Source organism: Halorubrum sp. SD690R (assembly GCF_005435035.1).
GTDB lineage: Archaea > Halobacteriota > Halobacteria > Halobacteriales > Haloferacaceae > Halorubrum > Halorubrum ezzemoulense.
In genome coordinates, this window is the sequence record NZ_SGTV01000004.1 from 32,946 (window position 1) to 56,607 (window position 23,662).

Sequence of the window (23,662 nt, forward strand, 5' to 3'; positions counted from 1 at the left end):
CGCCCCCGCGCCGACCCGGCTACCCTCCCGCAGACGGCCGCTCGTCGTCCCACTCCTCGCGGCACGACTCCGAGCAGAAGTGTCGGTGGACGATGTCGTCGCCGTCGACCCACGTGATCGTTCGACGACCGCTCCCCAGCGCCGGCTGGCCGCACGTGGCGCACCCGGGCGCGGACTCCTCGTCGACGTCCTCCTCGAGGTCCGAGGTCGGATCTACCATACCTCCCCGTACGTCCGGGGGCACTTGAACCCGCGAAGGGCGGCAGTTCTGGCCACGACGACGCCCGACCCTCGGCGGGACGGGTCCGGCAGCTACCGCCTCGTTTGCGCGTCGCGGTCGGTCGCCCTGCGCGACGGGTGTTCGACGGTGATCTCTTGGTCGGGGCTCGGCCCGACGACGGTCCGCTCGCGGCCGTCGGGCCACCGCACGTCCACGCGCAGCGGCTTCGCGCCGCCGAGCCCGAAGTGCGCGACCGGCTCCGTCTGACAGAGGCAGCCGCCGCCCGCGTCGATCGCCCGCCGCTGGACGCCGTCGGCGGTCTCCAGCGTGACGACCGCGCCGCGCGCCGGCGCGCCCTGCCGCGTCGTCGGGCGCACGCGGAGCCAGCCGGCGTCGGGCGCGTCCGTGGCGCCGTACACCGTCACCGGCTGCGCGGCGACCTCGCCGTGGACGACGAGGAGTTCGAGGGCCCCGTCGCCGTCGACGTCGGCCGCGACCGCGCCGGTGCCGAACCCGTCCGGCTCCGCGGCCGGCCCGAGCGGGACGGGCTCCCACCCCGGCGGCTCGCCCGGGCGGTCGACGCGCTCGAACAGCCGGTTCTCCGCGCCGCAGACGTTGAAGAAGAGCTCCTCGCGCCCGTCGTTGTCGAAGTCCGCGGCGACGACCGTCCGGACCGCGCCCACCTCGCGGAGCGGGGCGGGGGCCACGTCGTCGTAGCCGCCCGCCGGCGAACAGCGCAGGAGGCGGCTGGGCGCGGCCTCGTTGCCGACCGCGAGCGCGAACGTCCCGCCCTCGTCGACGACCGCCGCGCCGCGGGTGTCGCCGCTGGGATCGGAGAGGGCGGGACCGCCGTCCGTGCGGTCGTAGTGGCCGTCGCGGTTGCTGAACAGCCGGTTCGGTCCCCCCTCGACGCCCGCGAACAGGTCGCCCTCGCGGGAGCGGTACGGGACCGCGAGCAGCGACCGACAGCCGCCGTCGACCTCCAGCCCGACCGCCTCGGCCATGTCGGTCACCTCGCCGTCGTCGCCGAGCTCGTAGAACGCGAGCGGGGCGGCGTAGCCCGAGACCGCGACGCCGTACCGGCCGGTCCCCAGTCGGTCGAGCGCCGCGACCGACCGGCCCGCACGGACGTCGAGGCGGTCGGCGTTCACCTCCCGCGCGAACACGTCGGTCCAGCGGTACCGGTCGGCCTCCAGTCGGCTCAAGAGGAGGTCGGGGTCGCCGCCGTCGACGCCGCGCGCGCAGTTGTGGACGTACACCTCCTCGCAGCCGTCGGCGTCGAGGTCGGCCGCGCACACGCCCATCCCGTGGCGCGTCCCGTCGGCGACGATCCCGCAGGCGGTGTCGACGTAGCGGCCGTCCTTCCGGGCGTACAGCCGATTCGGCTCGCCGTAGCCGGCGACGAAGACGAGCGGTCCGTCGCGGCCGGGCGTCACCGCGACCCCGTATCCGCGCATCGGGCGTCCGTCGTCGAGGAGACCGGACCGCTCCGTGAACATGGCCGCCCGTCACCGCTCCGAGAATATGAACGCACGGGTTGGATACGAGCGGCTCCCGCGGTGAGAAATGGTAACCGAGGCTATAGGTTCCGCTCGATGTACCGGTTCACCCGCGATATCCGGTCGGCGTCGAACGTCCACAGCCCGCGCCAGACTCGCGGCTCCGTCTCGACCGCGAGGAGTCCGACGCCGCCCTCGACACCGCGCTTGAGGTCGCTACTCGGGTCGCTCGCGGCCGAGTGCGGTCCCTCCGGCGGCCGGTACACCACGAACCAGCTATCTGTGAAGTCCGGGTCGTTCCCGGCGTGGATCACGGCGTCGAGGTCCGCCGGGAGCCTGTCGGGGACCCCGTAGAGGTGCGTGTCGACGGCGGTCTCGGTGACGCGCTCGTAGACGTTCCGCGTGCCGACCTCGTCGTCGATCCGCGAGAGCCGCTGGAACGACGAGCGCAGGGTGCCGTCGCCGGCGGCCCACGCCGCGCGCTCGATGAACCGCGAGATGGTGATGAGGAGCAGCTTCTGTCGGTTCGATTCGGGATACCCGCGGAGCGTGAACGTCGCGTCGCCGAGGCCGCTTATCACCGACGGGAGATCGACGTCGCCGAGGGACCGGCTGCCGGTGACGTACAGGTCCGAGTTGACGAAGAGCACCGCGTCGCCGAGTTCGGCGAGCGTCGAGCCGGCGACCACCTCGCCGCCCTCCATGAGCAGCACGAGGTTCTCGATCTCGTCGGGGTCGCCGCCGTCGAACGGAACGTCGTCGTGGCGGCGAAGCACCTCGACGTCGAGGGAGGGGACGGTCCCGGTGTCATCGTCGAGCACGCCGGTCGTCGCCAGTTCTCGGGCGGTGAGACCGTGCGTCCGCTCGCGGCTCGCGGCTCCGGCTGGCCCCGCGCCGTCGGTGACTCGTCGATCGCCCGGGCCGGTGATCACGCGGCCGTCGACCACTCCCACCGCGTCGTCGCCGAACGTGTCCACGAGCATGTTCAGCACGGGGTCCGGGTCGGTCCGGTTGACGATGACGACGGAGCGCTCGGGGCCGTCGAAGCGATCGAGAAACTGTTCGAGTGTCACGTGTACCGGTGTGGGCGTGTCCTCCTCATAAGGATTCTCGCACAGTTATCGCGTCCGATAACCACCGGTGAGCGGGGAAACCGCGACGTGCCGAGTCGGGTCCGGCGCGGGGGCGGAGCGACGGGACCTTACGCTCCCAGCGCGTCCTCGAGCAGCTGGAGCGGGTGTTCGATCTCGTAGCCGGTCCCGTGTTCCATCTGCATCGCGCAGGTCGGGCACTCGGTCATCCCGACCTCGCCCTCGGCGTCCTCCATGTGCTCGAACATCTCCGCGCCGATCTCCATCGACTTCTCGTACTTCTCCTCCTTCCAGCCGTAGGTGCCGGAGATGCCGGAACAGGAGTCGCCGACGTCCTCCATCTTCACGCCGTCGACGTCGCGGAACGTCTCGACTGCCTGCCGGGAAAGCCCCTGATTCCGGGCGTGACACGGCGCGTGATACGCGAAGGCGCGCTCGTCGTCGAGCCCGCCGGCCTCGTCGAGCGCCTCCTCTAGGTCCTCGTGGATGCGGAGGTACTCCAGCGCCTCGAAGGTGTGCTCGGCGACGTCGTCGATCCCGTGGAGGTCGAACAGCTCGGGGTACTCTTGGCGCAGCGACAGCGAACAGGAGGTACAGGAGGCGATCACGTCTGCGCCGTCGGCGATGGCCTCGACGAGGTTCTCGACGTTCGTCTCCGCGTGGCGGCGGGCGTCCTTCAGCATCCCGTTCGCGAACATCGGCGTGCCCGAGCACTTCTGGGGCGGGACCATCACCTCGTAGCCGAAGTGCTCGTAGACTGAGACCAACGCCTTGCCGACCTCGGGCGTGTTGTAGTTGGAGTAGCAGCCGTGGAAGTACGCCACGCGCTTGTCGGGGTTCTCCACCTGTGCGCCGCCGCGCGCCTTCCACCACTCGCGGAACGTCTCCGTGGCAAACTCGGGGAAGTCGCGCTCCTTCGGGATCCCCATAACCTTCTCCATCGCCCACCGCGCGGGGCCGAAGTTCATCGCGAACGATGCGGTCCGGGGGAACATACTCGCGAGGCTCGCCGAGGTGCGGTAGTTCGCTAACACCCGATTCCGGATGTACTCGACGGAGAGCTTCTCCATCTGGCGCTCGACGAACTGCCCGCGGGCCTCGTTGTGCATCTGGGAGAGCGGCACTCCCGAGGGGCAGGCGTCGTCACAGCGCATACAGTTCGAACAGGAGGTGATCGACTCGTCGATGTCGTGGTCGTCCTTCCGTTTGAGCCGCCACTGCTCGGGGCCCTGGAACTTCGGCCCGGGGAACTCGTCGTCGACCTCAGCCACCGGGCAGGAGGTATCGCAGCTCGTACACTTGTAACAGGAGTCGGCCCCCTCGCGGAGGTCGAGGTCGCCGCCGGGGAACACGTCGACCGGGTCGTACGCGTCCGGGTCGAGCTCGGTCGAATCCGCTCCGGCCGAGGCGCTTTCGACGCCGCCGTCGGTTGCGGCGCGGTCGCCCGCGGTCGCGTCCGTCTCCGCGACTTCCCCCTCGTCGGGGACGAACACCGACGGCTGCTCGTCGCGGCCGGACTCCGGGACGCCCGGCGTCGGCCCCTCGTAGCCGCCGTCGCTCGACTCGGTCGCCTCGTTCGACTCCCCCACGTCTCCGTCGTCGTCCGTGTGTCGTGTCATTGGTTCGCCTCCGTCGCCGCCTGTCGCCCGGCCGCGAGGCCGGTCGCGAGCGACACCCCGCTCGCGGACTTCTCCCGCGCCGCGTCCGCGCCGCCGACGACGCCGCCGGCCGCGAACACGTTCTCGTACTGTACCGTTCCCTCGGCGTCCGTGGGGCGACACCGCTCGTCGGGCCGGACCCCGAACCGCGCGTACGGCTGGTCGCCGCACGCGTCGTCGACGAACCACTCGTACCGGTCGTCCGGCTGGTCGACGTGGAGGTCGAGGACGGGCTCCCGGACCCCCTCCCGGTCGGAGTCGAGCCCCTTCCCGACGAGCCCGCCGGTCGCCAGCACGAACGCGTCGGCGCCGTACGGCGCCGTGCGACCCTTCCGATCGACCGCGACCGTCTCCACGCGACCGTCGGTCGCGGACTCGACGCCGACGACGGGGTTCCCGGTCTCGAACCGGACGCCCTCGGCGTCGAGCGCGTCGAACAGGCGGTCTTCGAGCCGCAGGCCGGGGAGGCTCGGCGGGCCCATCGGGATCTCGAACACGTCGGCGCCGAGCCGGTCAGCGAGTTCTTCGCGGACCTCCTCGCCCCGGTCGTCGCCCAGGAACGCGGGGAAGCCGACCCGCTCGACGCGGTCGACGCCGCCTGCCTCGTCGACCACGTCGTGGAGGTGCGGCGCGACCGCCTTCGCGAGCGCCTCGCGGGCGGGGACGCCGTCTATCTCCTCGTCGTGGTCGAGCGCCTTCGCGAGCCGGGTGATCTTCGCGTCGGCGCGGAACGCCTCCGCGAACTCGACCTCCGCGCCCGCGGCGTCGAACGGCACGCCCGCGGCCTCGAGCCGCCCCGCGAAGGCGCGCGCGTCGTACTCCGTGAGCGACCGGAACCCGACGACCAGCATCGGGCGGTCGTCGCTCGCGAGCCCCGCCTCGGCGGCCGCGGGGTAGCGCGCCGTCGGCTTCACCGCGCCGCCGAACGTCGGGACGAGGGCGTTGCGGTCGGTGTGGCCGCCGCGGTACGCGTCGCCCGCGAGGTCGTCGAAGAGGTCGAGCCCCTCCCGGAGCGCGTCGCTCCCGACGACCCGATACGGGTGCGACTCGGGGAGCCGGTCGATCCCCTCGAACGGGTCGGCGAGCGGCCCCTCCGGGTCCGGCCACTCGTCGCGGTCGAGGTTCCGGCCCGCGGTCGGCGGCCCGTCCCGGAGCGGCTTCGCGGGCTCGGTCGCCGGGACGTAGCCGAGCGCGTCGATCAGCCCGGAGGCCTGCCGCAGCGTGCTCGACTTGTGCGAGACGAGCCGCACGTCCGCGCCCTCGCGGGCGGCCGAAACCGCGGCCGTGATCGCGGCGAGGCCGCCGCCGATCACGAGCACGTCGCTGTTTATCGCCATCAGCGCCCTCCGTCGGTGGCCGCGTCGTCACTTGCGCGGCCCCCGTCGGTCGCCGCGTCGTCGCTTGCGCGGCCCCCGTCGGTCGCCGCGTCGTCGCTTGCGCGGCCACCGTCTGCGGCCGCGGTCCCCGTGTCGCCGCCGGAGCCGTCGGCGCCCGGCGCGTCGGCGCCCGCGTCGAACGCGCCGAAGTCCACCTCGCCGTCGAGGTTCGCGGGGTCGCCGTCGCGGTTCATCGTGGTCGCGTGGAGCAGGTGGTTCAGCATCGCCTGCGAGAGCTGTTCGCCCCACAGCGCGTGGCGCTGGCCCTTCCAGCGCTCCTGGTACAGCTCGTCTTCCGCGTCGCGGACGACCGGCTCGGGGTACTCCTCGGCGAGCTCCGACGCGATGCGGTGCGTACAGAAGCCGCCCTGGCAGTTCCCCATCGAGGCGCGGGTCCGCAGCCGGACCGCGTTGAGGTCGGAGCCGGCGTCGTCGACAGCGTCCTGGACCTCCGCGCGGGTCACGCTCTCGCAGTTACAGACGATCGGGTTCGGATCGTACTCGTCGAGCACGTCGTCGGCCCGGGAGCCGAGCCGCTGGCCCGAGCGCCGCGCGACGGGCGACCGGAGCCCGAACTCGTCCATCAGCTCCTCCATGCGCGCCGGGTCTTCGGATCCCGGCAGCGGCGCCTCGGCGGTGTCGCAGGTCGCCTCGTGGCCGAGCGTCTCGCAGACGTGGTCGGAGATGGACTCGGCCATCATCCGGTAGGTGGTGAGCTTCCCGCCGACGATGGTCGTCATCCCCGGAAGGTCGTCGCGGTCGCCGTGGTCGAGGAGGAAGTAGTCGCGCGTGATGTCGGTCGGGTCCTCGGTGCCGGTCCCCGGGGGTTCGTACAGCGGGCGGACCCCCCAGAACGAGCGGAGCGTGCGGGCGTCTTCGAGCGCCGGCACGAGCTCCGAGAGCGTCTCGATCATCAGGTCGACCTCCCAGTCCTCCTCGGGGTAGTCCTCGGGGTCGTCGACCTCCTCGTCGGTCGTGCCGAGGATACAGGCGGTCTCGTGGGGGACGATGATGTCGGCGTCGCCCTTCGGCCGACAGCGGTTGATCACGGTGTCGACCTGCCGGGTGTTCATCACCGTCATCACGCCCTTCGAGGGGCGCACCTCCACGTCGACGCCAGCCATCTCGCCGACGTTCCCCGCCCACGCGCCGGTCGCGTTGACGACGTGCCGCGCGCGGATCTCCTCGGTCGTCCCCGGCTCGCGGTGGACGCGCTTCCCCGGTCCCGTCTCGTGTTCGATCTCGACGCCGACGACCTCGCCGTCCTCGACGAGCACGTCGGTCACCGGTGCGTGGGTCTCGATTCGCGCGCCATGCTCGCGGGCGTCCGCAGCGTTCGACACGCAGAGCCGGAACGGGTCGATCGCGCCGTCTGGTAAGGCGATCGCCTTCTCGACATCGCGCGCGAGGTACGGCTCGCGACGGCGCGCCTCCTCGCCGTCGATCACCTCGGCGGGAATGTTACACGCCTTACATCCCTCCAGCTTCTCCTGGAAGTACTCCTCGGAGTCCTCGGGTCGCTTGACGAACATTCCCCCCGTCTCCTCGACGCAGTGGGCCGCGATGTCGCGGAGAACTCGGTTCTCCTCGATACACTCCTCCGCGCTCTTCTGGTCCGAGACCGCGTAGCGGCCCCCGCTGTGGAGGAGCCCGTGCATCCGTCCGGTCGTGCCGTGCGTCAGGTTCCCCTTCTCGACGAGGACCGCGTCGAGCCCCCGTCGCGCCAGGTCCCTGACGACGCCGCACCCCGTCGAGCCCCCACCGACGACGACGACGTCCACTTGTCTGTCCATGCGAGCCACTTGGACCCCGACCACTTTACTTTACCTCCCGAGGTGCCCCACCCATAACTATCACGGATATTCAAGTAGTGTAATCCCTGCCAGCGCCGATTTATTTATATACTAGACTTTTTCATTCGCGCCGATGTCCGGATTTCAACAGGAAGATTATTATGGTAGTACATTATGTTCACGATCGGCGTGGTAGCTTCCGTGAAGATATGTCGCGGCGGCGGCGGTGCGTCTTCCGGCCGTTTCGGTCCGGCTCCGGACGGGTCGGCCTCGACGGTCGGACGCCGTGACGGCGAACGCGACCCCGGGCTCGCCCTCGACGACGAGGCCGAGCCGGTCGCCGACGCACGCGGACCAGCGCCACAGGAGGGATCCACAACATGACACAGTACGTCGGTGCGATAGACCAGGGGACGACCGGGACTCGATTCATGGTGTTCGACCATGAGGGCCAGGTCGTCGCGAACGCCTACGAACAGCACGAACAGATCTACCCGAACCCGGGCTGGGTCGAACACGACCCGATCGAGATCTGGGAGAACACTCAAGAAGTCGTCCTCGACGGGCTCGCCGAGGCCGGGCTCGACGCCGATCAGCTCGAGGCCATCGGCATCACCAATCAGCGCGAGACGACCATCGTCTGGGACAAAGACTCCGGACGGCCGGTCCACAACGCGCTGGTGTGGCAGGACCGTCGGACGACCGACCGCGTCGAGGAGCTACAAGAGGACGAGAAGGTCGAGGAGATCCGCGAGAAGACCGGCCTCGAGGCCGACGCGTACTTCTCGGCGACCAAGACCGAGTGGATCCTCGACAACGCGGAGCCGCTCAAGATGCAGAGCTCGCGCGGCGGCGACCTCCGCGACCGCGCTCGCGCAGGCGAACTCGTGATGGGCACCATCGACTCGTGGCTCATCTACAACCTGACGGGCAACCACATCACGGACGTCACGAACGCCTCCCGGACGATGCTGTACAACATCCGGGAACTGGAGTGGGACGACGAGCTCTTAGACGAGTTCGACGTGCCCAAGGAGATGGTGCCCGAGGTACGCCCCTCCTCCGACGAGGACTACTACGGCCACACGGACGCCGACGGCTTCCTCGGCGAGGAGGTCCCGGTTGCCGGCGCGCTCGGTGACCAGCAGGCCGCGCTGTTCGGCCAGACCTGCTTCGACGAGGGCGACGCGAAGAACACCTACGGCACCGGCTCGTTCTACCTGATGAACACCGGGACCGACGCCGTCGAGTCCGACCACGGACTGCTGACGACGATCGGGTTCCAGATGTCCGGCGAGCCCGTCCAGTACGCGCTCGAAGGGTCCATCTTCATCACCGGCGCCGCCATCGAGTGGCTCGAGGACGTCGACCTGATCAACAACGCGGCACAGACCGCGGAACTGGCGCGCTCGGTCGACTCGACCGACGGCGTCTACATGGTCCCGGCGTTCACGGGACTCGGCGCGCCGCACTGGGACGGCCGCGCACGCGGGACCATCGTCGGGATGACCCGCGGCACGAGCAAGGAGCACATCGTCCGGGCGACGCTCGAATCGATCGCCTACCAGACCCGCGACATCGCCGAGGCCATGGAGGCCGACTCCGGCGTGGAGACCACGACGCTCCGCGTCGACGGCGGCGCGGTGAAGAACAACTTCCTCTGTCAGCTCCAGTCCGACATCATCCAGACCGACATCGCGCGGCCCGAGGTCGACGAGACCACCGCGCTCGGCTCGGCGTACGCCGCCGGGCTCGCGGTCGGCTACTGGGACAACGTCGACGAGCTGCGCGACAACTGGCAGATCGACCGCGAGTTCACGCCCGAGAAGGACCAGGCCGATGTCGACAAACTCTACGGCCGCTGGGACGACGCGGTCGAGCGCTCGAAGAACTGGGCGATCGACGAGGAGGACGAATAGATGAGCGTCGAACTGCTGCCGGAACTGGCCGTCGCGGCCGACACCGTGCTACAGGTCGGCTACGACCCGGGCGCGCCGACCGACGTGATCCAGAGCCTGACCAATCCAGCGATCCTTCTCGGGGCGCTCGCGGGCGGCGCCTTCGGGGCGGCGCTCGGCGCCCTGCCGGCGTTCATCTTCACGGGCTTCCTCGTGATCGGCGGGTCGCTCGGCGGCGGTGGATTCGGCGTGGACGTCGGGTTCGGTCCCGTCTTCGGCCCGCATATCTCCTTCGCGGGAGGTGTCGCGGCCGCCGGTTACGCTGCCAACAAGGGCTATATGGAGTCCGGATTCGACTACCACAACGCGAAGGACATCGGCTTCGCGCTGGGGAGTAAACCCGACATCCTCGCCGTGGGGGCCGTCTTCGGCGTCTTCGGCGTCCTCATCGAGCAGCTCTCCCGGCAGCTGGCGATCCCGGTCGACCCGATCCCGGTGAGCATCGTCATCAGCGCCCTCGTCGTTCGGGCGGTGTTCGGATACAGCATCGTCGGCAAGGTGAGCGACAAGGCGAACGGCTACTTCGACATGGGGCCGTTCGAGCGCGAGCAGATGCGCGAGCCCGGGGAAGTGGTGGGCGACGGCGGCAAGGCCAGCGAGGACCGCCTCGCCGTCGAGCCGTGGCTGCCGAACATGTACAAGTGGTCGCACGTCGCGGCGATCGGCTTCTTCGCCGGTCTCGCCTCGGCCGTCATCACGTACAACATGATCACCGGCGGGCACGGCCTTATCGCCGTGTTCGCCGGCTTCGGGATCAGTGCCGGGTCGCTGCTGTTCCTGAACCTCGGCGTCGACCGGATCCCGGTCACCCACCACATGACGCTGGCGGGGTCGACCGCCTTCCTCTCCGTGTGGCAGGGAGGCATCACGACGCTCACGGACCTCTCGGCGGCCGACCTGACCGCGCCGCTGGCGTTCGGCGCCGCGCCCGCGCTGCTGTTCGGCGCGCTGTTCGGCGTGTTCGCCGCGGTCGTCGGTGAGGCGTCGCAGCGCGTGTTCTACGCGCACTCCGACACGCACTTCGACCCGCCGGCGGCCGCCATCGTGGTCTGGTCGCTGACGCTCGGCCTGCTCGTCATCGCCGGACTGCTCAACTGGGCCGTCTGGATCCCCGGCACGGGGATCTAACGCGTCCTCACTTTCGGCAGGGGTCTTTTATTATGGCACATCGCTCATCCGCGGTCGGTCGGAATCGCCCGGACAGCGACCGGTGTCTCGGTGACGGCGCCCCGGTGCGACCGTCAGTCCGGGAGCAACGCGGAGAAGGCGAGGAACGCGCCGGCGGCGACCGCGGACGCGGCGACGGCGACCGTCGTCACCTCGACGCCGAGGTACCGGGCGATCAGGGCGATCGCGCCCGCCAGAACGAGCGCGACTCCGACCGCGCCGTGGTGGTAGCGCCCCGCAGTCGGCTGGTCGGCGACCGCCGCCGAGTCGCGGTCGACGAAGATCCGGGCGCCCCACCACACCGAGCCGAACCGGGCGCCGATCCCGATCGCGGCGGCGGCGATCGAGACGAACTCGATGTCGCCGACGGTGAACATGCCGGCACCGAACGCGGCCACGGTCGTCAGGACGGCGACAACTTTGCTCCGGTCGTCGACCGTGTGGAGCGCCTCCACGCCCGGGTCGTTCGACATACCAGTCGTAGTTCGCCCGACGCTGGTATAGGTTTCCATCGGGCGAGTCCCGCGCTCGCTCCCGCGACCGCGGTCGGCGCCGTCGAGGGCGCGCGTCCGGTGAGCCCTCGCCACGGAGCGAACGTGGGGTATTTAATCACCGCGCCGAGGAGGTGGTGGTATGTTGGACCGGCTCGGGCTCGACCGGCGGGATCGGCGGAACCTCCTCGTCGTGATGGCAGTCGTCGCGGCCGTGACGGCGGTGGTCTCGGCGGGAACGATCTCCGTTCGGCTCGTCGTCGGGGTGATAGCCGGCCTCATCAGCGGAGTCGTCTTTGTCGTCTCCACGGCGCTCATCAACCGATACAAACCCGAACACTGGTAACGGGCCGGCCGGCGCGCCGAACCCGCCCGACCGCGCCGCCGCGCGCGCTCCGCGAGTCGCGACAGTTTTGTTCGGCGATCACGGAGGGGGGCCCGTGAACATCGACGACCGGATCGAGCGACGGCTCGGCTACGACGCGGGCATGAGCGTTCTCGCCGACTTCGAGGCTGTCTCCCCGGTCACCCACGTCGACTCGCCGGTCGGCCGCGGCCCGGCCATCGAGCGCCTGCTCGACGTGTTCGAGCCCGCGTTCTCCGGGTCGCTCCCGCCGAGCGTCTACGTGTACGGCCCGAAGGGGAGCGGGAAGTCCGCCGTCGTCTCCTCGCTGTTCGACCGGCTCGCGGCGCACAGCGGCCCCCGTCGGGCCATCCAGACGACGACGCGGGCGGTCGAACCGACGATCCCCGGGTTCGTCTACGTCGACGCCCGGCGGGCGTCGACCCGCTTCCGACTGTACCACGCGATGCTGGCCGCCATGAGCGACGACTCCGTTCCCGACCACGGGATCGGGACCGAGGAGCTGGCCGCCTCCCTGCGCGACGCGATGCGCACCGGTCCGGACCTCGTCGTCGCCGTCGACCACGCGAACGAGGCCGAGACGCCGACGGCGGCGACGCTGATCGACTGGCTGAACGACGTGGGCGAGCGGCTCGTCCCCGCGTTCCTCGGCCGCGACCCGCCGGACGCGATCGGCTGGGAGCCGGAGACGACCGTCGAGTTCGCGAAGTACCGCCGACACGTGCTCGTCGAGCTGCTGACGAGCCGGTGCTCGACGGGGCTCGGCCGAGACGCGCTCAGCCACGACCAGATCCGCGAGGTCGTCGAGTGGGCCGCGGGCGACGCCCACGACGCCCTCGCCGCCGTGATGGGCGCGGCGGTCAACGCGGAGCGGTCGGGGGCGTCGACGATCCGGTCCGGCGACGTCGACGCCGGCGTCGACGGCGTTCCCCGGCCCTGCGTGGCGCTGGGGCGTGTGCTCGCGCTCCCCGAGAGCCGCCAGCGGCTCCTCTACGAGCTCGCCGGGCTCTCCGAGGACGAGCGCTCGACCGTCGGCGTGGCGACGGAGACCATCGCGGCGCGCTCGGGCGTCGACCTCTCGGCGTCGACGGTCAGGCGCGTGCTCTACGAGCTGGCCGACGCCGGCCTGCTCGAACGAGTCACCGTCCGCGAGACCGACGGTAAGGGCCGACCGCCGAGCCGGCTCGTCCCGCTGTTCCCGACGGTCGTCTTCAGCGAGCTGTTCGACCGTCGCACCCGCTCCGGGTAGGCGCCGCGCGGGTGGCCGCCGTCCGGTCCGCCCCGCCTCCGTTCGAACGGAAGACAGTTGTCGCCGTGCCGCCGACCCGATGGTATGGTTCCGCCCCTCGCGCTCGACATCGACGGTACGCTGACGACGCCGAGCGGCCGGATCGATCCGCGAGTCTTCGAGTTGTTGCCCGGGTGGGACGCGCCGGTCGTGTTCGCCACCGGCAAGGCGTTCCCGTACCCGGTGGCGCTCGCGCACTTCCTCGGCCGCGAGGAGACCGTGATCGCGGAGAACGGCGGCGTCGCGTACGTCGGCGGCGAGACGACGCTCGTCGGCGACCCGGACGCGGCGTGGGCCGTCGTCGAGGCGTTCCGCGAGCGCGGCGGAGCGATCGGCTGGGGCGACGGCGACACGGTGAACCGCTGGCGCGAGACGGAGGTCGCGCTCGGACCCGACGTCGACGCGGGGCTGCTCCGCGAGGTCGCCGCGGCCGCGGGCGACGACGTGGAGATCGTCGACACCGGCTACGCCTACCACGTGAAGTCGGTGGGGGTCAGCAAGGGTCGCACGCTCCGCGTCGTCGCCGACGCGCTCGGCGTCGACCCCGCCGCGTTCGTCGCGATCGGCGACAGCGAGAACGACGCGTCGACGTTCGGCGTCGCCGGCGAGTCGTACGCGGTCGCCAACGCAGACGCCGCCGCCCGCGACGCCGCCGACGAGGTGGTGGACGACGGGTACATGGACGGAACGATCTCGGTGCTCGACGAACTCCGCGGGCGCGCGGAGTAGATATCGAGGGTGGTTACGCGCGACAGCGTCGCACTCGCCCGGGAAAATCGTGAGACTCGGGGCTGAATCTGTCCATACGGCCGGAACTCCGGCCTTCGCTGAGGTGGCTATATCTTCATTATTACTACCGCGCCGACGGCGAGGACAAGGATGTGCGTTGCGTTGACGACCCCGTTCGCTTCGGTTAGTCCGAGCACTACTGGGAGTATATCCAAGTACGGTGCCCACGAGGGCGCCCCCACGTACGGTGCGAAGAAGTTCCACGCCGCCAGTACCACCACCCCTACCGCCGCGTACCGGATTCCAGTACGGACGTGTCGGGTTGGTCCGACGCTGTGACTCATGTCGCGAAAGTCTATTCTATTGGATAAAAAAGTAGGCGAGGGGGGAACGACACAAACCGAGTACCAGCAGACCAGTGCCAGTCCTGTCGTTTCCATCTCGTCTCCCCTCCGATCCGGCCGTCCACTGCTCACGTCTCACTTTCTCCGTACGGATACCGCGCCGTCGACCCGCATTCCGTACACCGGACGACCACGCGCCCGGGTCGCGTCCGGACGCGGCTCGTCTTGCCGGGGCGGAGGTAGACGGCGCAGTCGTCGCAGGCGCGCCGTGAGAGCTCGGCGGGAACGCCGCAGCGGTTGCGCTCGGCGATCCGGCGGGCGCGGGCGACGTACCCGCGGGCGCGGTCGTATTCATCGTCGACGACGGCCTCGCGAGCGAGCGCGAACAGCCGCTCGATCCGCTCCGCCGGGATGCCCATGTCACCGAGGGCGGCGCGCGGCGCCAAAGAGGTTGTTATCCGGGTCGGGCGGGGCGGCCGCCCGGACCGTGCCGACGCTCCGGACGCGGGGCGCCGGCCGGGACCCGCACGCTTTTTTATCGGTCCGACCCAACCGAGCGATATGAAAGAATCCCTGATGGACGTGATCTGCTGTCCGCTCGACAAGGCGACTCTCGAACTCGACGTCGACGACGCGGACGACGAGGAGGTCCTCGCCGGGACGCTCACCTGTACGGAGTGCGGCGAGACGTACCCCATCGAAGACGGGATCCCGAACCTCCTCCCGCCGGACATGCGCGAGGAGGCGGCTGCGTAGGGGGTTCCGCTCCGGAGCGGCGGGAGCGGATCCGCCCCGAGGCGCCGACCGCGACGACGGCCTCCGGCGGTCGACGCCGCCGCCCGAACTCCTCGCTCGTGTGAATCTTTTTTTAGTGCGGGGTCGTGGTTCCACCCGTGCCGACACTCGACGTCGAACTGAACGGGGAGGCGGTCCACGACATCGACGCGCCGGACTCGTTCGTCACCGACGGGCCGTTCCCGGTCGTGCTCGAGAACAGCGGCCGCTCGACGCACGTCCACCTTCACTTCGACGACGAGCTGGACCGGGTGGCGACGCTCGACGAGGGGAACCACTTCGTCGCCGACGAGGCCACCCGTCACGTCCACGTGTCGACCGCCGACGTCGACGAGCGGGTCCGCGGCAAGCTGAAGATCGTCACCGGGTACGGGTCGAACACGCGCTACGTCGACGTGCGGGTCGATCCGTCGCCCGACTCCCCGAGCGAGCCCGTCGCCGTCGACGAGACGCTCTCCGCCCCCCCGGAGCAGACCCCGGAGGTGCCGCCCGGGCAGCGCGCGGTGAACGCGCTCGACCGACTCGTTCGGCGCGGCGGGGTCGCGGGCGCGGCGTTCGGGCTGATCGCGGTCGTCGCCGCAGTGGGGGTCGCGCTCGCCGCCGACAGCGCCGTCGTCTGGCTCGCGGTGGGGGTCGCGCTGATGACCGCGTTCGGCGCGGTGCTGCTCGCGGTGACGTGAGGCGACGCGGGTCGCCGTCCCGCCCGTTCCCCCGCGCGCGGTCCGCGTCCTCTCAGTCGGGATCCGCGCGCTTTTAACCGTCCCGGCGGAACGAAACGCCATGAGCTTCGAGAAGGAAGACGAAGTCGTGCTCCACGACAAACACAGCGAGTACGACGGCGAGTCGGGCACGATCACGCAGGTGATGGAGACCATGTTCGGCGACGCGACGTACACGGTCAGCTTCGAGGACGGCCAAGAGACGGGCGTCCCCGAGGACGCGCTCGACGCCGTCGAGAGCGAGGAGTAACGCCGCCCCCACCCGTCCCGCATGCCGAAAGTCCCCTTCCACTACGTCGACCTCCGCGCGTTCTCGTACGCCACCGAAGACGTCAAACGAGTCGAGCAGGCGCTGTACTCCCTCCTCCCCGACGAGGTCGAACTCGACCGCGTCGAGAACGTGGGGCACCACGGGGACCGCATCGTCGTGCTCTCGGCGCGGGTCGAGCGGGCCGACGAGATGCGACACGTGTTAGACCGGCTCGCAGAGCTGGAGGACCTCGACCGCGTCCTCGACGAGCTCGACGAGCGGGTCGACGACAACTGCGCGCTGTTCCTCCGCCTCGACAAACAGGCGGCGTTCCGCGACGAGGTCCGCCTCGGCCCGGGTCTCACCGTCCGCACGAAGGTCGAGGCGTACCCGGCGAAGAAGGAGAAGGCGGTCGCGAACGCCCGCGAGACGCTCTCGCGGCTGGCCGACGACGACTGACAGACTACTGCTCGGCGACAACTGATCGACGACGGCCGCGCGATCGAGCCGCGCTCTCCCGGTCGCGTGCCCCGGCCGCACCCGCGGCGTGACTTTTTCACCCGTCCCGTCGATGTCACGTCATGACCGATCCGTTCGTGGTCGTCGGCGCCGACGCGGCTGGATTGAGCGCGGCCAGCAAGTTCCGTCGCGAGGCGCCCGACCGAGAGGTCGTCGTCTTCGAGAAGGGTCGCTGGATCTCGTACGCCTACTGCGGGATGCCGTACTTCATCGCCCGCTACGTCGACCGCATGTCGGACCTCCTGTCGCTGTCGCCGAGCGAGGTCGACGAGCGGGGGATCGACCTCCGACGCGGCCGCGAGGTGGTCGCCGTCGACCCCGACGCGAAGCGCGTCACGGTCGAGACGGCCGACGGTGATCGAGTCGAGCAGGCGTACGGCGACCTCCTCGTCGCCACCGGCGCGCGCGCCGACTCCGGCCCCTTCGACGTGCGCGGCCTCGACGGCGCGTTCACGCTTCACGACATGGACGCGGCGGCCGCCATCGACGCGTACGTCGCGGACCCCGACGACTACGACTCGGACCGCGTCGACGTGAGCGCGGTCGACCGCGACCGCGTCGAGCGCAACGCGGCGATGCCGGCCCCCGAGACCGCCGCGGTCGTCGGCGGCGGGTACGTCGGCGTCGAGGTCGCCGAGGCGCTCTCGGAGCGCGGGGTCGACGTCCGCGTCTTCCACCGGTCCGGGCACCTCCTCTCGCCGTTCGGCGAGGCGGTCGGGAACCGCGTCGAAACCGCGCTCGAGGCCGAGGGCGTCAGCGTTCGCACCGACGCCCCGGTCGAGGCGCTCGTCGGCGACGAGCGGATCGAGGCGATCGACGTCGGCGGCGACCGCGTTCCGGTCGACATGGCCGTCGTCGGGGTCGGGATCCGACCGAACACCGAACTGCTCGACGGCACCGGGGTCGACCTCGGACCGGGCGGCGCGGTCCGGGTGGACGACCACGGCCGGACTAGCCTCCCGGACGTGTACGCGGCGGGCGACTGCGCGACCGCGCGCCACGCGGTGACGGGCGAGCCCGACTGGATGCCCCTCGGACTCACCGCGAACCGCGCCGGTCGCGCGATCGGTGCGACGGTCGCGGGGGATCCCGCGCCGGTCGGGGACATCGCGGGCACGGCGGCGGTGAAGGCGTTCGACACCGAGGGGGCCCGGGTCGGGATCCTCGACCCCGAGGCGGCCGAGGCGGCCGGGTTCGACCCGGTCAGCGAGACGGTGACCGCGGGGTCGCGCTCCGGCTACTACCCCGGTGCGGCCGAGACCGACGTGACGCTCGTCGCCGACCGCGACACGAGGCGACTCCTCGGCGGGAGCGTCGTCGGCACCGACCGCGCGGCGATCCGGATCGACACGCTCGCGACCGCGATCGAGGCGGACATGACCGTTCCCGAGGTAGAGCGCCTCGACCTCGCGTACGCGCCGCCGTTCAGTCCGGTGTGGGACCCGATACTGGTCGCCGCGAAGGTGTTGAACGGAAAAATCGAGGACTGAACGGCGGCGACAGCGGTGCGGCCCGGACGAAGTCGCTCACTCCCGTATCCGACCGACGAGGAACCCGACCACCGCCGCCGCGAAGCCGACCGCGACCGCAGCGGCGGCGGCGAGCGCGAGCGGCGCGGTGACCGCCGAGAGGGGCGGGCCGCCGAGGCCGCCCGGGACCGCGTACGGCGTCGGTCCGAGCCCCCGCAGCAGGGTCCCTGCGAAGGGCCCGTACGCGAGGAGGGCCGTCGGGAGGGCGCCGCCTCCGGTCGCGGCGAACGCGACCGCGCCGACCGCCGCTACCGCGGCGAGGACGCCGGTGGTCGCCGGGGCGCCGACGCCGACCGCCGCCGTCGCGTCGAAGGCGACGTACGACAGCGCGAGCCCGACCGCGCTCCACACCGTCGCTCGCTCGAAGCCCGTCTCGCCGAGCGCGATCCGCCGGAGCGCCGCGCGACCGGAAGCGGCACCATCGGCCCCGCCCGCGTCGCCCTCGGTCGCGTTCGCGTCGGTCATTCCGGTCGCGTCGCCCCCCGCCCCTCGCGGTCCGGGGTGAGGTTGCCGTGTTCGTCTATCTCGCCCGCGACGATCCGCGTCGAGGAGATGCGCTCGCCGTCCTCGGCCGCGACGTGGTCGACGACGACCAAGTCGAGGGGATCGCGCCCGCGCTCGCGACGGATCTCGTTGATCCGCTCGCCGCCCGCCTTCGTCTCCGGGGAGACGATCAGCGCGTCGAACTCCGGCTCGACCGCGATGCCGGTCGGCTCCGTCAGCTCGCGGACCTCGTAGTCGCGCCCGTGCGACTCGGCCAGCGGCGCCAACTCCGCTTCGAGGTCGCGCTCGCGCCGGTCGAACGGGCGGACGTACCGGTCGACGTGGCGGGTCTCCGGCGCCAGCTCGTCGGAGGTGAGACCGACGGTGACGTCACCCAGCTCGAACGCCCGCTCGAACAGCTTGCGGTGGCCGTCGTGAACGGGGTCGAACGTACCTCCCAGCGCGACGTTCATGCCTCTCCGTTGCGCGGGTCAAACTTAAAACGTCCCGAACCGCGTCCCGGCCCGGTGAAGTCGGGCGGCGGGGCCGAGTCGTCGACCGGCTCAGTTCTCCGTCTCGTCGTCCGCTCCGTCGCCCTCCGCGCCGTCGTCGTCTTCGCCCACGCTGGCGTCGCCGCCCTCGTCCCCGCCGTCGCTCTCGGCGTCGACGGATATCTGGACGGGTTCGGTGTCGCCGTCGGGCGACTCGCCGCCGAGCCGCCGGTCGAGATTGAAGACGGCGTTCAGCTCCGCCTGAACGTCGCCGACGACGCCGCGGACCAGCTCGCTCGGCGCGATGGCCTCGTACTCGTAGGGGTTGTTGCCCGCCCCCTCCGCCTTCCGCTTGCCGCGCTCGACGGTCCCCTCGTCGTGGAGTTCGGCGAGCGCCTCGCGGACGGTGCTGGGGTAGAGGCCGGTCCCGTCCGCGACCTCGTCGCTCGTGCTGTGGGGGTTATCGCGCAGGTAGACGTAGATGCGCGCCCGAGTCTCGGTGTCGAGCAGCCACGCGAGCAGGTCGACGACGTTGTCGTCGAACCCCTTCACCGCCTGGTCGGCGCCCTCGCTGAGCCGCTCTTTCGTCTTCCGAAGCTCCTCCCGCGTCCGGTCCGTCGGCGACTCCTCCGGGTCGTCGACCGGCTCGGCGGCTGTGTCGTCCGTGGTCATATCCGAAACAGGGGGCCACGCGGGCAAAAGGGTTTCTCGTCGCTTTCGTTCCGACGAAACGCTTCGACGCCGATCGTCCTGAGCGTCGTCAGGGTCTCACGAGGAGGTCCGAACACAGCGCGTCCACGCCCGACTCCTCGCGGATCCGGCGCTGGCGCGCGGCGCCGCTCTCCGCCTCGTACACCTCGCGGATCCCCGAAATCCCGAGCCGGTCGCACTCGGCGTCGACGACCTCGCCGAGCGCGGTCGTTTCCTCGCCGTCACGGTCGACGAACGCGGCGTCGTGGCCGTGACGGATCGCGCGCCACTTGTTCTCGTCGAGGAGTTCGCGGCGCAGGGAGCGGGGCGACTCACCGCCCTCGTACCGCTCGGCGTAGTCGACGACCAGCGCACGGACGTACTCCGCGAGCGCGAGGGTGATCGCCGGGTCGCGTTGTACATCGGGCGCGCGGACCTCCACGGTCCCGTGCCCGGTGTGGGGGCGCACGTCGAACCACAGCTCGCCGCGGTCCGCGATGGACTCCGTCTCGACCATCCGGCGCTCGTACCGCTGGAAGGCGTCGAAGTCCTCGAAGGCGGAGGGGATCCCGGTGTTCGGGAGGTTCTCGAACACCTTGGCGCGGGCCGAGGCGAGCCCGGTGTCGGACCCGTTCCAGAACGGGGAGTTGGCCGACAGCGCGAGCAGCACCGGGCAGTGCCACCGTAGCCGGTTCGCGACCCAGACCGCCTTGTCCGCGTCGTCGACGCCGACGTGGACGTGGAGCCCCGCGGTCACGTTGCGGTGCTGGGGGTACTGGATGCGGTCCAGCTGCGCCTGATACCGCGGCTTCTGGACGTGGTCGAGCTCGCGCCACTTCGCCGTCGGGTGGAGCCCCGCGGCCGCGATCTGGTAGCCGTCGGCGGCGGCGTGGTCGACGAGCGCCTCGCGGACCGTCGCGAGCGCCTCGGCGGGGTCGTCACCCTCCTCGATCGTTTCGGTCTGGGCCTCTATCGTACACTCGAACAGCTCGTGGTCGAACCCCTCCGGCACCGCCGCGGGCGGGTCGCGACCGTACACGAGGTCGTCGGTCCCGGACGTCGGGCGGCCCTCGGCATCGACGATGTAGAACTCCTCCTCGATGCCGAGCGTCCCCATCCGGGAGAACGCGTCCCGCGAACCGAGTTCCATTACCCCTCCGTACCGGTCGCTCGCTCTTATAAGGATTGGAAGGCGGAAGGCGCGGCGCCGTCGCTCTCCGACGAGCGCTCGGGCAGGTGAATCGAGTGGGAAGATCGAATCGGCCGAACCGCACTCCGCGCATCGAAAACGAGTCGGCGGCGCGCGTTCGCGCGCCGGGGGCTGCGACGCTCGGTCCCGCGTCCCGTTCAGCCGAGGACGTACCGGAGCGCCGGGACCTTCTCGACGAGCGCCTGCCCGCCGACCTGAATCTGCTCGATGTAGGCGTCGAGGCCGAGGACGCGGCCCGCGCCGAACGCGGCCACGGTGAGGAACACCATCGCGTACACTAGCGTCGAGTCGAACAGGGCGAGGAAGTCGCCGCTCCACCCGCCGAGGTAGAACAGCGTCATCTGTATTGCCCCGCCCAGCGCGGCCAGGCGGACGAACGCGCCGAGGATCAGCGCCGTGCCGATCAGCAGCTGCGTCGCGGGCACGAACACGTTCGCGAACTCGACGAACCACGGCGTCGACCCCATCGCGGCGTACAGGCCGCTGACCGGGCTCGCCGCGTCGGGCGCGTGGATGAGGTAGCCGCTGGCGTCGAACGGCCACTCCGAGACCTTTCCGAGGCCCGCGAACAGGATCATCCCGCCGATGGTCGCCCGCAGCAGGACGATGAACAGCGCCGACAGCGAGTGCGCCTTCCCCAATAACGTGATTCCGCCGAACTCGCCGCCGAACTCGTTTGTGGTCTTCGTGGACATTGTGTCTCTCCTCACTTGCGAATACGCCGGACGAGTATATAAACCGGAAAGCGGGTTCCCCTTCGCCGAGACGAATTCGACCTGGCCCCCTATCTGTCGGGTCTTTAAATACAATCCCCGAACGTCATCGGATCGGACCGCTTCTCCGGGCTCACCACGCCTCGCCGCTGGCGAGGTCGACCTCGGCGTCCCCCTTCTCTGAGGGACAGATGTCGGCGAGCACGCAGTCGGCGCAGTCGGGGTTGATCGCGGTACAGGTCGCGCGCCCGTGGTCGATCATGAGGTGAGTGAACTGCTGCCAGTCGCTCTCGGGGACGACGTCCAGCAGGTCCTGTTCGATCGCCTCTGGCCGTTCCTCCTCGGTGACCCCCAGCCGCCGCGTGAGCCGCTGGACGTGGGTGTCGACGACGATCCCCTCGACCACGTCGTGGCCGTGCTGGAGGACGACGTTCGCGGTCTTGCGACCCACGCCCGCGAGGTCCGTCAGCTCGGACATCGTGTCCGGCACTTCGCCGTCGTGCTCCTCCGCGATGTCCGCGCACGCGGAGCGGATGTACTTCGCCTTGTTGTTGTAGTAGGTGATCGAGTTGATCGCCTCGGCCATCTCCTCTTGGGGCGCGTTCGCGTACTCCTCGGGCGTCTCGTACGTCTCGAACAGGTCTGCGCACACCTTGTTCACGCGCTCGTCCGTACACTGCGCGGAGAGGATCACCGCGATGAGCAGCTCCAGCCGATTCGAGTAGTTGAGCGAGATTGTCGAGTCGGGGTACTCCTCGTACAGCCGGTCGAGGACCTCGGCGACCTGCTCCTCACGCGGATCGAGTGGCGTTCCCATACGAATCCCTCCGTCCGGGCGACATTGAACGATCCGACTGTGCGCCCCGCCGCGACGGATCGGCACGCCGCCCGCCCCGCCGAGTAGTAAGACAGTTACCACGCGGCGCGCTGGTGAGCGTATGGACGTACTCGACGTCGCGGCCCGCGCGACAGAGACCGGGCCGGTGTGCGACGCCTGCCTCGGCCGGCTCGTCGCCGACCGGAGCTTCGGGTTGTCGAACGCCGACCGGGGCTCGGCGCTCCGCGTGTCGCTGGCGTTGCGCGACGACGAGGACCACGAAGCGGTCGACACCGCGGACTGCTGGGTGTGCGAGGGTCGCTGCGCCGCGTTCGACGACTGGGCCGACCGCGCCGCCGAGGCGGTCGAGGGCGTCGAGTTCGCCACCTACAACGTCGGCACGCGCCCGCCACCGCTGATCGAGGAGAACGAGGCGCTGCTCCGCGCCGACGCCGGCCTCGACGAGGACGCGGGCGAGCCGTTCAAGTCGGAGTTCAACCGCGAGGTCGGCAAGCGGTTCGGGCGGCTCACGGGCGTTGAGGTCTCCTTCGACCGCCCCGACGTCCAGTTCACGATCGACTTGGCCGAAGACGAGATCGACGCGAAGGTGAACTCCACGTTCGTCTACGGCCGCTACAGGAAACTGGAGCGGGACATCCCCCAGACCGAGTGGCCCTGTCGCGAGTGTAAGGGCTCCGGGCGGCAAGGGGCCGACCCCTGCGACCACTGCGGCGGCTCCGGCTACCTGTACGACGACAGCGTCGAGGAGTACACCGCGCCGGTCGTCGAGGACGTGATGGACGGGACGGAGGCGACGTTCCACGGCGCGGGCCGCGAGGACGTCGACGCGCTCATGCTCGGCACCGGCCGCCCGTTCGTGGTCGAAGTGGAGGAGCCGCGCCGTCGCCGGGTCGACACCGACCGCCTCCAGTCGGACATCAACGCCTTCGCCGACGGCGCGGTCGAGGTGGAGGGGCTCCGCCTCGCGACCTACGAGATGGTCGAGCGCGTCAAGGAGCACGACGCCGCGAAGCGGTACTGCGCCGCGGTGACGTTCGACGCCGACGTGGACGCCGACGCCCTCGCGGACGCGGTCGCCACGCTGGAGGGGGCGACCGTCGAGCAGTACACGCCGAACCGGGTCGACCACCGCCGCGCGAGCATCACGCGCGAGCGCGACGTGTACGAAGCGACGGCCGATCTCGACGACGCGCGTCACGCGACCGTCGAGATCCGCGGCGAGGGGGGCCTCTACATCAAGGAGCTGATCTCCGGCGACGAGGGCCGGACCGAGCCGAGCCTCGCGGGCCTGCTCGGCGTCGGCGCCGAGGTGACCGCGCTCGACGTCCTCGCGGTGGAGGGCGAAGACGAGCCGTTCGAGCGCGACGAGTTCTTCCGGGAGTAGCGCGCTCCGAGGCCCAGCCGATGCCGTCGCATCTCGTCCGGTCCGGTCGATCCGATCCGGCGC

At 70.6% G+C, this 23,662-nt stretch carries 26 protein-coding genes; 11 read left to right on the top strand and 15 right to left on the bottom strand.

The genetic code is table 11. The features are described 5' to 3' along the window. Positions 1-19: 19 nt before the first annotated feature. The 6 genes from EXE41_RS03655 to glpA all read right to left on the bottom strand — a co-directional run bounded on the left by EXE41_RS03655 (position 20) and on the right by glpA (position 7,637). Complete coding sequence (locus EXE41_RS03655) at positions 20-220, bottom strand: hypothetical protein (RefSeq protein ID WP_049929846.1); 201 nt, start codon at positions 218-220, stop codon at positions 20-22. A 92-nt stretch (positions 221-312) separates the two neighbouring features. Continuing rightward, on the bottom strand, positions 313-1,719 hold the full coding sequence (locus EXE41_RS03660) for a CRTAC1 family protein (protein ID WP_137690313.1): 1,407 nt from the start codon (positions 1,717-1,719) through the stop codon (positions 313-315). An 80-nt stretch (positions 1,720-1,799) separates the two neighbouring features. Beyond that, the gene (locus EXE41_RS03665; RefSeq protein WP_137690314.1) at positions 1,800-2,792 is read right to left on the bottom strand and encodes a hypothetical protein; all 993 of its coding nucleotides are present in this window, start codon (positions 2,790-2,792) and stop codon (positions 1,800-1,802) included. 128 nt (positions 2,793-2,920) lie between these two features. After that, complete coding sequence (locus EXE41_RS03670) at positions 2,921-4,429, bottom strand: anaerobic glycerol-3-phosphate dehydrogenase subunit C (protein ID WP_137690315.1); 1,509 nt, start codon at positions 4,427-4,429, stop codon at positions 2,921-2,923. Continuing rightward, positions 4,426-5,805, bottom strand: a complete 1,380-nt coding sequence (glpB, locus tag EXE41_RS03675) for a glycerol-3-phosphate dehydrogenase subunit GlpB (protein WP_137690316.1) — start codon at positions 5,803-5,805, stop codon at positions 4,426-4,428. The genes EXE41_RS03670 and glpB overlap by 4 nt, the downstream gene beginning before the upstream one ends. Further along, a complete protein-coding gene (glpA, locus tag EXE41_RS03680; protein WP_086215703.1) occupies positions 5,805-7,637 on the bottom strand; it encodes an anaerobic glycerol-3-phosphate dehydrogenase subunit GlpA in 1,833 nt (610 codons plus the stop codon). The genes glpB and glpA overlap by 1 nt, the downstream gene beginning before the upstream one ends. Positions 7,638-8,017: 380 nt before the next feature. On the opposite strand from glpA, the gene glpK reads away from it, so the two are divergent. Continuing rightward, on the top strand, positions 8,018-9,556 hold the full coding sequence (gene glpK / locus EXE41_RS03685; protein WP_049929837.1) for a glycerol kinase GlpK: 1,539 nt from the start codon (positions 8,018-8,020) through the stop codon (positions 9,554-9,556). Further along, positions 9,557-10,723: a hypothetical protein gene (locus EXE41_RS03690; RefSeq protein ID WP_080508546.1), complete on the top strand. Its 1,167-nt coding sequence runs from the start codon at positions 9,557-9,559 to the stop codon at positions 10,721-10,723. Between the two features lie 113 nt (positions 10,724-10,836). Here the strand turns inward: EXE41_RS03690 and EXE41_RS03695 are convergent, their stop codons facing one another. Next, complete coding sequence (locus tag EXE41_RS03695) at positions 10,837-11,235, bottom strand: hypothetical protein (protein ID WP_137690317.1); 399 nt, start codon at positions 11,233-11,235, stop codon at positions 10,837-10,839. A gap of 160 nt (positions 11,236-11,395) precedes the next feature. Here EXE41_RS03695 and EXE41_RS03700 point away from each other — a divergent pair, with 160 nt between their 5' ends. The 3 genes from EXE41_RS03700 (at position 11,396) to EXE41_RS03710 (ending at position 13,634) form a co-directional block, all read left to right on the top strand. Continuing rightward, positions 11,396-11,599, top strand: a complete 204-nt coding sequence (locus EXE41_RS03700; protein WP_049929833.1) for a hypothetical protein — start codon at positions 11,396-11,398, stop codon at positions 11,597-11,599. A 94-nt stretch (positions 11,600-11,693) separates the two neighbouring features. After that, a complete protein-coding gene (locus EXE41_RS03705; protein WP_049929831.1) occupies positions 11,694-12,866 on the top strand; it encodes a Cdc6/Cdc18 family protein in 1,173 nt (390 codons plus the stop codon). A gap of 84 nt (positions 12,867-12,950) precedes the next feature. Further along, a complete protein-coding gene (locus tag EXE41_RS03710) occupies positions 12,951-13,634 on the top strand; it encodes an HAD-IIB family hydrolase (RefSeq protein ID WP_137690318.1) in 684 nt (227 codons plus the stop codon). A gap of 107 nt (positions 13,635-13,741) precedes the next feature. Here the strand turns inward: EXE41_RS03710 and EXE41_RS03715 are convergent, their stop codons facing one another. Together EXE41_RS03715 and EXE41_RS03720 are read right to left on the bottom strand one after the other, a co-directional pair. Continuing rightward, positions 13,742-13,978, bottom strand: a complete 237-nt coding sequence (locus EXE41_RS03715) for a hypothetical protein (RefSeq protein WP_137690319.1) — start codon at positions 13,976-13,978, stop codon at positions 13,742-13,744. Between the two features lie 128 nt (positions 13,979-14,106). Further along, complete coding sequence (locus EXE41_RS03720; RefSeq protein WP_086215706.1) at positions 14,107-14,397, bottom strand: ribonuclease P protein component 4; 291 nt, start codon at positions 14,395-14,397, stop codon at positions 14,107-14,109. 142 nt (positions 14,398-14,539) lie between these two features. Between EXE41_RS03720 and EXE41_RS03725 the strand changes: the two genes are divergently transcribed. From EXE41_RS03725 to EXE41_RS03745, 5 genes are all read left to right on the top strand, one after another. Further along, a complete protein-coding gene (locus EXE41_RS03725) occupies positions 14,540-14,734 on the top strand; it encodes a methytransferase partner Trm112 (RefSeq protein ID WP_004596226.1) in 195 nt (64 codons plus the stop codon). Between the two features lie 137 nt (positions 14,735-14,871). Continuing rightward, complete coding sequence (locus tag EXE41_RS03730; RefSeq protein WP_176454919.1) at positions 14,872-15,453, top strand: hypothetical protein; 582 nt, start codon at positions 14,872-14,874, stop codon at positions 15,451-15,453. Between the two features lie 100 nt (positions 15,454-15,553). Then, positions 15,554-15,742 carry a hypothetical protein gene (locus tag EXE41_RS03735; RefSeq protein ID WP_006113388.1) on the top strand — a complete coding sequence of 63 codons (189 nt, stop codon included), beginning with the start codon at positions 15,554-15,556 and terminating at the stop codon, positions 15,740-15,742. Between the two features lie 21 nt (positions 15,743-15,763). Beyond that, on the top strand, positions 15,764-16,201 hold the full coding sequence (locus tag EXE41_RS03740) for an RNA-binding protein (RefSeq protein ID WP_086219220.1): 438 nt from the start codon (positions 15,764-15,766) through the stop codon (positions 16,199-16,201). Positions 16,202-16,323: 122 nt separating this feature from the next. Next, on the top strand, positions 16,324-17,751 hold the full coding sequence (locus tag EXE41_RS03745) for an FAD-dependent oxidoreductase (protein ID WP_089307760.1): 1,428 nt from the start codon (positions 16,324-16,326) through the stop codon (positions 17,749-17,751). 36 nt (positions 17,752-17,787) lie between these two features. On the opposite strand, the gene EXE41_RS03750 is transcribed toward EXE41_RS03745, so the two are convergent. From EXE41_RS03750 to nth, 6 genes are all read right to left on the bottom strand, one after another. Further along, positions 17,788-18,255, bottom strand: a complete 468-nt coding sequence (locus EXE41_RS03750) for a hypothetical protein (RefSeq protein ID WP_137690320.1) — start codon at positions 18,253-18,255, stop codon at positions 17,788-17,790. Next, positions 18,252-18,746, bottom strand: a complete 495-nt coding sequence (locus tag EXE41_RS03755; RefSeq protein ID WP_049929820.1) for a phosphopantetheine adenylyltransferase — start codon at positions 18,744-18,746, stop codon at positions 18,252-18,254. Before EXE41_RS03755 ends, EXE41_RS03750 begins: the two co-directional genes overlap by 4 nt. Positions 18,747-18,836: 90 nt before the next feature. Beyond that, a complete protein-coding gene (locus EXE41_RS03760) occupies positions 18,837-19,436 on the bottom strand; it encodes a winged helix-turn-helix domain-containing protein (RefSeq protein WP_137690321.1) in 600 nt (199 codons plus the stop codon). Between the two features lie 88 nt (positions 19,437-19,524). Then, the gene (locus EXE41_RS03765; RefSeq protein WP_137690322.1) at positions 19,525-20,604 is read right to left on the bottom strand and encodes a glutamate--cysteine ligase; all 1,080 of its coding nucleotides are present in this window, start codon (positions 20,602-20,604) and stop codon (positions 19,525-19,527) included. A 197-nt stretch (positions 20,605-20,801) separates the two neighbouring features. Further along, on the bottom strand, positions 20,802-21,359 hold the full coding sequence (locus EXE41_RS03770; RefSeq protein WP_086215712.1) for a DoxX family protein: 558 nt from the start codon (positions 21,357-21,359) through the stop codon (positions 20,802-20,804). 151 nt (positions 21,360-21,510) lie between these two features. Further along, on the bottom strand, positions 21,511-22,194 hold the full coding sequence (gene nth / locus EXE41_RS03775; protein WP_049929815.1) for an endonuclease III: 684 nt from the start codon (positions 22,192-22,194) through the stop codon (positions 21,511-21,513). A 121-nt stretch (positions 22,195-22,315) separates the two neighbouring features. Here nth and EXE41_RS03780 point away from each other — a divergent pair, with 121 nt between their 5' ends. Continuing rightward, positions 22,316-23,599, top strand: coding sequence for a tRNA pseudouridine(54/55) synthase Pus10 (locus EXE41_RS03780; protein WP_086215714.1), 1,284 nt, complete (start codon positions 22,316-22,318; stop codon positions 23,597-23,599). The last annotated feature ends 63 nt before the right edge of the window (positions 23,600-23,662 follow it).

Excerpts from the sequence above, each read along its gene's own strand:
- EXE41_RS03690 (WP_080508546.1), top strand. The coding sequence starts at position 9,557 with ATGAGCGTCGAACTGCTGCCGGAACTGGCCGTCGCGGCCGACACCGTG.
- EXE41_RS03770 (WP_086215712.1), bottom strand. The coding sequence starts at position 21,359 with ATGTCCACGAAGACCACAAACGAGTTCGGCGGCGAGTTCGGCGGAATC.
- glpB (WP_137690316.1), bottom strand. The coding sequence starts at position 5,805 with ATGGCGATAAACAGCGACGTGCTCGTGATCGGCGGCGGCCTCGCCGCG.
- EXE41_RS03740 (WP_086219220.1), top strand. The coding sequence starts at position 15,764 with ATGCCGAAAGTCCCCTTCCACTACGTCGACCTCCGCGCGTTCTCGTAC.
- EXE41_RS03655 (WP_049929846.1), bottom strand. The coding sequence starts at position 220 with ATGGTAGATCCGACCTCGGACCTCGAGGAGGACGTCGACGAGGAGTCC.
- EXE41_RS03715 (WP_137690319.1), bottom strand. The coding sequence starts at position 13,978 with ATGAGTCACAGCGTCGGACCAACCCGACACGTCCGTACTGGAATCCGG.
- EXE41_RS03780 (WP_086215714.1), top strand. The coding sequence starts at position 22,316 with ATGGACGTACTCGACGTCGCGGCCCGCGCGACAGAGACCGGGCCGGTG.
- EXE41_RS03750 (WP_137690320.1), bottom strand. The coding sequence starts at position 18,255 with ATGACCGACGCGAACGCGACCGAGGGCGACGCGGGCGGGGCCGATGGT.
- EXE41_RS03745 (WP_089307760.1), top strand. The coding sequence starts at position 16,324 with ATGACCGATCCGTTCGTGGTCGTCGGCGCCGACGCGGCTGGATTGAGC.
- glpA (WP_086215703.1), bottom strand. The coding sequence starts at position 7,637 with ATGGACAGACAAGTGGACGTCGTCGTCGTCGGTGGGGGCTCGACGGGG.
- EXE41_RS03720 (WP_086215706.1), bottom strand. The coding sequence starts at position 14,397 with ATGGGCATCCCGGCGGAGCGGATCGAGCGGCTGTTCGCGCTCGCTCGC.
- EXE41_RS03760 (WP_137690321.1), bottom strand. The coding sequence starts at position 19,436 with ATGACCACGGACGACACAGCCGCCGAGCCGGTCGACGACCCGGAGGAG.
- EXE41_RS03660 (WP_137690313.1), bottom strand. The coding sequence starts at position 1,719 with ATGTTCACGGAGCGGTCCGGTCTCCTCGACGACGGACGCCCGATGCGC.
- EXE41_RS03695 (WP_137690317.1), bottom strand. The coding sequence starts at position 11,235 with ATGTCGAACGACCCGGGCGTGGAGGCGCTCCACACGGTCGACGACCGG.
- nth (WP_049929815.1), bottom strand. The coding sequence starts at position 22,194 with ATGGGAACGCCACTCGATCCGCGTGAGGAGCAGGTCGCCGAGGTCCTC.
- EXE41_RS03755 (WP_049929820.1), bottom strand. The coding sequence starts at position 18,746 with ATGAACGTCGCGCTGGGAGGTACGTTCGACCCCGTTCACGACGGCCAC.
- EXE41_RS03670 (WP_137690315.1), bottom strand. The coding sequence starts at position 4,429 with ATGACACGACACACGGACGACGACGGAGACGTGGGGGAGTCGAACGAG.
- glpK (WP_049929837.1), top strand. The coding sequence starts at position 8,018 with ATGACACAGTACGTCGGTGCGATAGACCAGGGGACGACCGGGACTCGA.
- EXE41_RS03725 (WP_004596226.1), top strand. The coding sequence starts at position 14,540 with ATGAAAGAATCCCTGATGGACGTGATCTGCTGTCCGCTCGACAAGGCG.
- EXE41_RS03710 (WP_137690318.1), top strand. The coding sequence starts at position 12,951 with ATGGTTCCGCCCCTCGCGCTCGACATCGACGGTACGCTGACGACGCCG.
- EXE41_RS03700 (WP_049929833.1), top strand. The coding sequence starts at position 11,396 with ATGTTGGACCGGCTCGGGCTCGACCGGCGGGATCGGCGGAACCTCCTC.
- EXE41_RS03735 (WP_006113388.1), top strand. The coding sequence starts at position 15,554 with ATGAGCTTCGAGAAGGAAGACGAAGTCGTGCTCCACGACAAACACAGC.
- EXE41_RS03765 (WP_137690322.1), bottom strand. The coding sequence starts at position 20,604 with ATGGAACTCGGTTCGCGGGACGCGTTCTCCCGGATGGGGACGCTCGGC.